The 7,085-nt window shown below is 59.7% G+C and carries 8 protein-coding genes; 1 reads left to right on the forward strand and 7 read right to left on the reverse strand.

Translation table 11 applies throughout. From position 1 onward, the window contains the following. Positions 1-248 precede the first annotated feature (248 nt). Complete coding sequence (locus ACESMZ_RS09420) at positions 249-1,211, reverse strand: TPR end-of-group domain-containing protein (protein ID WP_372956510.1); 963 nt, start codon at positions 1,209-1,211, stop codon at positions 249-251. Positions 1,212-1,393: 182 nt separating this feature from the next. Between ACESMZ_RS09420 and ACESMZ_RS09425 the strand changes: the two genes are divergently transcribed. Next, positions 1,394-1,936 carry a MarR family winged helix-turn-helix transcriptional regulator gene (locus ACESMZ_RS09425; protein ID WP_372956511.1) on the forward strand — a complete coding sequence of 181 codons (543 nt, stop codon included), beginning with the start codon at positions 1,394-1,396 and terminating at the stop codon, positions 1,934-1,936. Between the two features lie 41 nt (positions 1,937-1,977). On the opposite strand, the gene ACESMZ_RS09430 is transcribed toward ACESMZ_RS09425, so the two are convergent. From ACESMZ_RS09430 to sufC, 6 genes are all read right to left on the reverse strand, one after another. Beyond that, positions 1,978-2,436, reverse strand: coding sequence for a SufE family protein (locus tag ACESMZ_RS09430; protein WP_372972518.1), 459 nt, complete (start codon positions 2,434-2,436; stop codon positions 1,978-1,980). Between the two features lie 124 nt (positions 2,437-2,560). Further along, positions 2,561-3,103, reverse strand: a complete 543-nt coding sequence (gene sufT, locus ACESMZ_RS09435) for a putative Fe-S cluster assembly protein SufT (RefSeq protein WP_372956513.1) — start codon at positions 3,101-3,103, stop codon at positions 2,561-2,563. A 264-nt stretch (positions 3,104-3,367) separates the two neighbouring features. Next, positions 3,368-3,721, reverse strand: a complete 354-nt coding sequence (locus tag ACESMZ_RS09440; protein WP_372956514.1) for a HesB/IscA family protein — start codon at positions 3,719-3,721, stop codon at positions 3,368-3,370. A gap of 13 nt (positions 3,722-3,734) precedes the next feature. Beyond that, positions 3,735-4,988 carry an aminotransferase class V-fold PLP-dependent enzyme gene (locus ACESMZ_RS09445; RefSeq protein ID WP_372956515.1) on the reverse strand — a complete coding sequence of 418 codons (1,254 nt, stop codon included), beginning with the start codon at positions 4,986-4,988 and terminating at the stop codon, positions 3,735-3,737. 6 nt (positions 4,989-4,994) lie between these two features. Continuing rightward, on the reverse strand, positions 4,995-6,278 hold the full coding sequence (sufD, locus tag ACESMZ_RS09450; RefSeq protein WP_372972519.1) for a Fe-S cluster assembly protein SufD: 1,284 nt from the start codon (positions 6,276-6,278) through the stop codon (positions 4,995-4,997). A gap of 15 nt (positions 6,279-6,293) precedes the next feature. Continuing rightward, positions 6,294-7,061 (reverse strand): Fe-S cluster assembly ATPase SufC, encoded by a 768-nt coding sequence (gene sufC, locus ACESMZ_RS09455; RefSeq protein WP_372956517.1) that lies wholly within the window; start codon positions 7,059-7,061, stop codon positions 6,294-6,296. Positions 7,062-7,085 lie beyond the last annotated feature (24 nt).

The raw sequence follows: 7,085 nt of genomic DNA on the forward strand, positions 1-7,085 counted from the left end.
CAAGCTGGGAGGCCGGGCGGGTGCTTGTGGCTGGTTGTATCCTGACCCATATCACATGTTCCTGGCATCCCGGTTTACAAGGGATACAGGGGACTGTCGTCAGTCTGAACAGTCTCTGATTATGTGATATTCGAAACCAGTTTTCGAGTGATTCCGTTCTCTCCGGGTAGGCCAGAGCGATCCGGACACGGGCTGGTGTCCGGCAGGAATAAAGCAAGGTGCGGGCCAGGTAACGCTTTGGTGAAACGTCAGGCGGGGGGCTGCGGGTCGTCCTGCTCCGGGTCCAGCTCTTCGGGATAGATCAGGTCCCGGAACGCCTGGTGTTCCTGCAGCCGGGCAAAGCTGGGATCCACAGAGGCATCATCCCGGTAGGCATCAGAAATCTCGATGGCCTTGGACAGGTTCGCGACCGCATCATCCCATCGGCCGATCTCCGCGTAGGCACAGGCCAGCTGGTAATGGGCATGGCCATTGTCGGGCGCCAGCTTGAGAGCGCGCTGACACAGGCTGATCGCCCACAGGGGCTCCTGCATCTCCAGCACGGCGTCGGCCTTGAAACTCAGGGCTTCCACATCGTCGGGCCTCAGGTCGAGAATGCGGTCGTAGGCAGCAATCTTGTTCTGCTGGGAGGTTTCCTGGCTGGCCTTGAGCCAGAGGGAGTGCACCTCATTGGTGCGTTCGATCTCAGCCTGGTTCTGGTGGATAATGTCCGACTTCTGTTGCAGCTGCTCCTCAATGGACTTGAGGCGGGTCTCGTACTCCACGACCAGTTCGTTGACCCGTTTCTCGGCAAGGCTGGTAAGCTGATTACGCATATCGCGGATGGAGTTCCAGCCAATCACCACCAGGATGGAGGTGGCGCCGGCAATCAGGTAGAAAAAGTAGGTTACGGTGTCGGTCGCGTAGGACATGGTCTTGTCCGCCACGGAAAGCTCCTTGTCCACCACCTTTTCGATCAGTTCGGCCCGGGTATTCTGCATCTCGGTCCGCAGGGCCTTGGTTTCCTCCAGCAGATACAGCTCCACGAAGGGGGTGTACATGGCTTCGTCCAGTTCCGGAATCGCTTCCTCCACATCCTCGGCGGTAGCCCCGCCCGCTTCGTTCTGAGTTTGGGCCGCCAGGCTCAGGGGAAAGAGCGACAGTGCACACAGCAGCAGGGCCCGTGGCAAGAACGTGGAAAGAAGATTCGGCAGGGAGTGTATCTGAAACATCGCGATTCCTGTGGTCGGCTGGCGGCCCGCCCGGGCCCGACGGTTTGACGAGACCTTAGCATAACCCGCCCGCAGGTGTCCGGTTCCCGGCCCGGCACGCGATAAGGGGCAACCCTGACTTGCATTTCGCGGCGCAAAGACCTCTAATAGTTAGTGGTATAAACAAATGGTGATGGCGAGACATGTCCAATCTGAACGAGCGTCATAGTGGCCAGAAAGACCAGGCTGATAGCAAGAGCTACGAGCAGGTGCTGGTGGCGCTGCGGCGGGTCATCCGTGCCACCGACCTCCACTCCAAGCGCCTTAGCAAGCATGCCGGTCTGACCGGCCCGCAGTTGCTGATCATGCGCACTATCCGTGACCTTGGGGAAGTGACCATTGGCACCATAGCCGACCATGTCAGCCTGAGCCAGGCAACGGTGACCACCATCCTCGATCGCCTGGAGCTCCGTAACCTGGTTTACCGGGTTCGCAGCACCCGGGACAAGCGCAAGGTCCATGCCCATCTGACGGAAGAGGGTGCGGAACTGCTGGCCCGGGCGCCATTGCCCCTGCAGGACAATTTCATCCGCAAGTTCCAGAACCTGGACCAATGGGAGCAGAGCATGATCGTCGCTTCCCTGCAGCGGGTGGCCAACATGATGGATGCGGACGACATCGACGCATCACCGGTGCTGGATGTGGGTTCAGTACTGCGGGAAGATGGCTGGAAAGAAAAGGGCTGAAGCATCCGGCGCAGTTAGCGCCGGAATCGGTGGTCTGGTACTCAGGCCACTTGCCGGGCGGCAATATCGCGGATTTTACCCACCATGGCACGCAGGCCATTGCCCCGGGTCGGTGAAATGTGCCTGAACAGGTCCAGTTGCTCGAACAGCTCGTCCACATCAGTGGTCAGAAGGTCTCTCGGCGCCTTGCCGTTCAGGGCCACCAGGATGATCGCCGCCAGACCCCGTACAATCATGGCATCGGAGTCGATCAGCAGGTAAAGCCGATCACTGTCTTCATCAAAGTGGTGAATCAGCCAGACCTGGCTTTGGCAGCCGTGCACGTAATTTTCCTCCACCCGCTCATCATCCGGAAAGTCAGGCAGTTGCTTGCCCAGGTCGATGATATACGCATAGCGCTCTTCCCAGTCGTCCAGTAACTCGAAGGCATCGAGTACATCGTCCAGGGTGGTTTCCCGGCCCAGGGGGTTGTCGAGGAATTGCTGTTTGCTGGCGGTCATAGGTCTGCCGTGCTGGTTCACAAATTGGATGGCGGACAGTCTGTCAGGCACTGGCGGCGGCCCCGTTCGTACCGGCGCAGTAACTCAACCCCGGTTCCGACAGGCTGCCAGAATAGCGTTTCTGTCAGAGCATGCCCAGTTCGAGCTTGGCTTCGTCGGTGAGCATCTCGCTGCTCCAGGGCGGATCAAAGGTCAGCTCCACCGTCACCTTGTCCACGTTGGGCACATGCTCCACCTTGCGCTTCACATCATCGGTGATGACCGGCCCCATGCCGCAACCGGCGGCGGTAAGGGTCATCAGGATGTGGATGTGGTTGCCGTCAGCGGTGTCGTTTTCGATCTTGCAGTCGTAGATCAGCCCCAGATCCACGACGTTGACCGGAATTTCCGGGTCATAGCAGTTTCGAAGTGCTTCCCACACCTGGTTCTCGTTGACGGTGCCGTCGGCGGGGGTCTCGAAGCTGCTTTCCAGGGGCTGCTTGCCCAGTGCGTCGGCGTCATGCCCCTCGATGCGGGCAAGGTTACCGTTCACCGCCACCGTGAAGCTGCCGCCGAGCGACTGTGTGATGGTGACGAAGGTATCCGACGGAATCATGATTTCGGTGCCGGAGGGAACCAGGCGGGCTTCCACCTCGCGCTTGGTCAGGACCACTTCCCGTTCTTGCATGCTGAATCAGCCTTTTCTAAAGCTCTCTTTTTGCCACGGAATCCACGGCCCTTCGACAGGCTCAGGGCGAACGGAAAAAAGGCAAAGACTTTCCTGGCCACTAAATCCACGAAAGAACACGAAATCAAAGACAAACAAGTTTGAAGCTTTTATCTGTCATTTTCCGTGGCCAAGAATCCTTTCATTTTTTCGTTCGGTGATTCGATGGTTTCCCGTTCGCCCTGAGCCTGTCGAAGGGCCGTGGACGCCGTGGCCAATAAATCGTCAAGCCACCGTAAAACTCTCACCACAGCCACACTCGGCGGTGGCGTTGGGGTTGCGGAACTCGAACATGGAGTTCACGCCCTGGGTCACAAAGTCGATCTCGGTGCCGTTGACCATGGGGAGGTGTTCCTTTTTTACGTAGATGTTCACGCCATCCACGCTATACACCTCGTCATCCGCCGCGACTTCGTCCACCCACTGGGTTTCATACTTGAAGCCGGAGCAGCCGCTCTTCTTGATGCACAGGCGAATGCCCATAGCATCCGGCTTTTTTTCCAGTTGCTTGCGTACGTGTCTGACCGCACTGGGGGTCATGGTGACGCCCATAGTGGGAGTGAAGGTTTCGGCTGTCATTGTTCCACCTCCATCAGGCAAACAGGCGCTGGATTTTTTGCAGACCGGTAAATAACTGGTCCACTTCCTCCAGGGTATTGTAGAACGCGAAGGACGCCCGGGCTGTGCCCGGAACGCCGTAAAAATCCATCAGCGGCATGGCGCAGTGGTGGCCGGTGCGGATGGCGATGCCCTGCTGGTCCAGCAGGGTACCTATATCACTGGGGTGCAGGCCATCGATTTTAAAGGACAGCACCGGTACTTTCCGCGGCGCCGTGCCAATCAAGCTCATTCCGGGAACCGTCCTGACCAGCTCGTTGGCCCGGGCCAGCAGAGCGTTTTCGGCCGCTTCCATGGCGGGTCGGTCAAGGCTGGTGAGGTAGTCAATGGCCGCACCGAGCCCGACCGCCTCGGCGATGGCCGGAGTACCTGCCTCGAACTTGTAGGGCAGGGTATTCCAGGTGGTTCGCTCGAACGACACCCGCTCGATCATCTCTCCGCCGCCCTGGTAGGGTGGCATTTCCTCGAGCAACTGCTCCTTGCCGTAGAGCACGCCGATGCCGGTGGGGCCGAACACCTTGTGGGACGAAAAGGCGTAGAAATCACAACCCAGGGCCTGCACGTCCGGCTGGAAATGGGGTACTGCCTGGGCACCGTCGATCACGGTGATCACGCCCCGGGCCTTGGCCTGCTCGATCAGCGGTGCCACCGGGTTTATGGTACCCAGCACGTTTGAGACGTGGGTAATGGCCAGCACGCGAGTGCGGTCACCCAGCAGACTGTTGAACGAATCCAGGTCCAGCTCGCCGTCCGGAGTGACCTGTACGGGAACTACCTTCGCACCAGTGCGCTCGGCCACCATCTGCCAGGGCACGATATTGGCATGGTGCTCCATGTAGCTCACCAGGATCTCGTCGCCGGCGTTCAGGCGCGGGGCCAGCCCATTGGCAACCAGGTTGATGGCCTCGGTGGTGCCCCGGGTCCAGATGATCTGGCGGGTACTCTCCGCATTCAGAAAGGCACGCACGGTCTCCCGGGCGCCCTCGAAGGCGGTTGTGGCACGATCACCCAGGGTATGGGCACCACGGTGAACGTTGGAGTGCATCTCCCGGTAATACCGGTCCATGGCGTCCAGTACCGCCTGGGGCTTCTGGGCCGAGGCGCCATTGTCCAGGTATACCAGCGGCTTGCCGTTCACCTGCTGGGACAATATCGGAAAGTCCCGGCGAACAGCGCCTACGTTAAAGCCGCTGGTCTGCGCGGTCTTGGCCACGGAAAGATCGGTCATACCGGATCAGGCCTCCTCAAAGGTATCGTCAAAAAACCGGTTCAGGCGCTCATTGGCGCTGTCGCGAACCTGTTCCACCGGAATCTGGGTCACTAGCTCATTGATAAACGCCATGGTCAGTAGAACGTTGGCTTCCCGGCGGGAAATGCCCCGGGATACCAGGTAGAACAGGGACGTTTCGTCCAGCTGGCCGATGGTGGCACCGTGGGCACACTTCACGTCATCGGCGTAGATTTCCAGTTCCGGCTTGGTGTCGATCTCGGCACCGGTGGAGAGCAGCAGGTTCTTGTTGTTCATATCCGCGTTGGACTTCTGGGCGTCCTGGTGGATATGAATGCGGCCGTTGAATACGGCGTGGGAGTCATCTGCCGCGATATTGCGGTAGGTCTCCTCGCTGTTGCAGTTGGCCGCCACATGGTCGATGCAGGTGTGGTTGTCGTAATGCTGCCTGTCCTGGGTGACCACCACCCCGTTGAGCTTGCACTCAGCTCCTTCGCCTTCCAGTCGCAGCTGCAGGTCGTGGCGACGTAGGGGGCCACCAAAGCCAACACAATGGCTCTCAAAGCGGGAGCTGCGCTGCTGGCGGACACCCGTGGCACCGATGTGCTGCACGTTCTGGTCCTCGGCGGTCAGGCGAATGCTGGTGATCTGTGCGCCATCGGCCACCATGAACTCGGTGACGGCATCTACCATTGCCGGCTGGTCGCCACTGGACAGGTACTCCTCCACCAGGGTCAGCTGACTGTGTCTGCCGGCATCCACGTAGATACGGGGGAAGGCAGAACCACTGGCGGTAGCGGTGACTTCGTGAACCACGAACAACGGCTCAGCCAGAACCGCATTTGGCTTCAGGGTGATCAGCAGACCGTCCTCGAAACGGGCCGTGTTCAGCCTTGCCATCTGGGTGGCGTTGGTGTCGAGCGTGTTGTCCAGTCGCTCGGCAAGGGCGGACGCTTCGTCATCGGACAGATCCGCAAACCGCTGAACCGTCAGGCCGTCAACCTGCGGCAGCCGGCTGGCTTCGGGGTCGATCACTCCATTACGCAATACCACCCGATAACCGTCGGCGGCAGTCGATGTCGAGGCACTGCCGGCGGGCAGTGTCGAGGCAAGCTCGTCCGACAGCTTCAGGTGCTTGCTGGAGTACTTCCAGTTCTCTGTCTTTCGGGTAGGCAGCGGCATATCCACCAGGGCGGTACCGCGCTGCTGACGCAGGGTCAGCAGCGGGCCGGGCAGGGCGTTGCCTGAGGGCTGCAGAAAGGCGCTGGAAAGCGTTGGTGCTGGTTTCATTCCACGACCTCCCGATCAGTTGGCGGCTGCTGCTTCGTCTTCTTTGATGCCCAGCCAGCCATAGCCGCGCTCCTCCAGCTCAAGGGCCAGCTCACGGCCACCGGACTTGATGATACGACCACCGGCCAGCACGTGGACGTAGTCCGGCACAATGTAGTCCAGCAGACGCTGATAGTGGGTCACCATCAGAATCGCCCGGTCCTCCGCCCGCAGCGCGTTCACGCCGTCGGACACGACCTTCAGGGCATCGATATCCAGACCGGAATCCGTCTCGTCGAGAATCGCCAGCTTCGGCTGCAGCAACAGCGCCTGCATGATTTCATTACGCTTCTTCTCACCACCGGAGAAACCTTCGTTTACCCCACGCTTGAGGAAAGCCGGGTCCAGGTCCACCTGTTTCGAGACTTCCTTCGCCAGCTTCATGAACTCGGCTGCGTTCATCTCAGGCTCACCCCGGTGAGTCCGCATGGCGTTAACCGCGGTCCGCAGAAACTGCAGGTTGCTGACACCGGGGATTTCCACCGGGTACTGGAACGCCAGGAAAATGCCTTCCCGCGCCCTTTCCTCGGTCTCCAGGTCCAGCAGGTTCTCACCGTTCAGGGTCACTTCCCCTTCGGTCACCTCAAATGCCTCGTTACCCGCCAGCACCTGGGACAGGGTACTCTTGCCGGACCCGTTGGGCCCCATAATGGCGTGTACCTCACCGGCCTTGATCTCCAGGTTAATGCCCTTGAGGATCTCTTTCCCCTCGACGGAAGCGTGCAGGTTCTTGATGCTCAGCATTTGTCGGATTCTCTCTAGTCAAAA

Origin of the sequence: Marinobacter sp., from assembly GCF_041690615.1 — a bacterium.
Lineage (GTDB): Bacteria > Pseudomonadota > Gammaproteobacteria > Pseudomonadales > Oleiphilaceae > Marinobacter.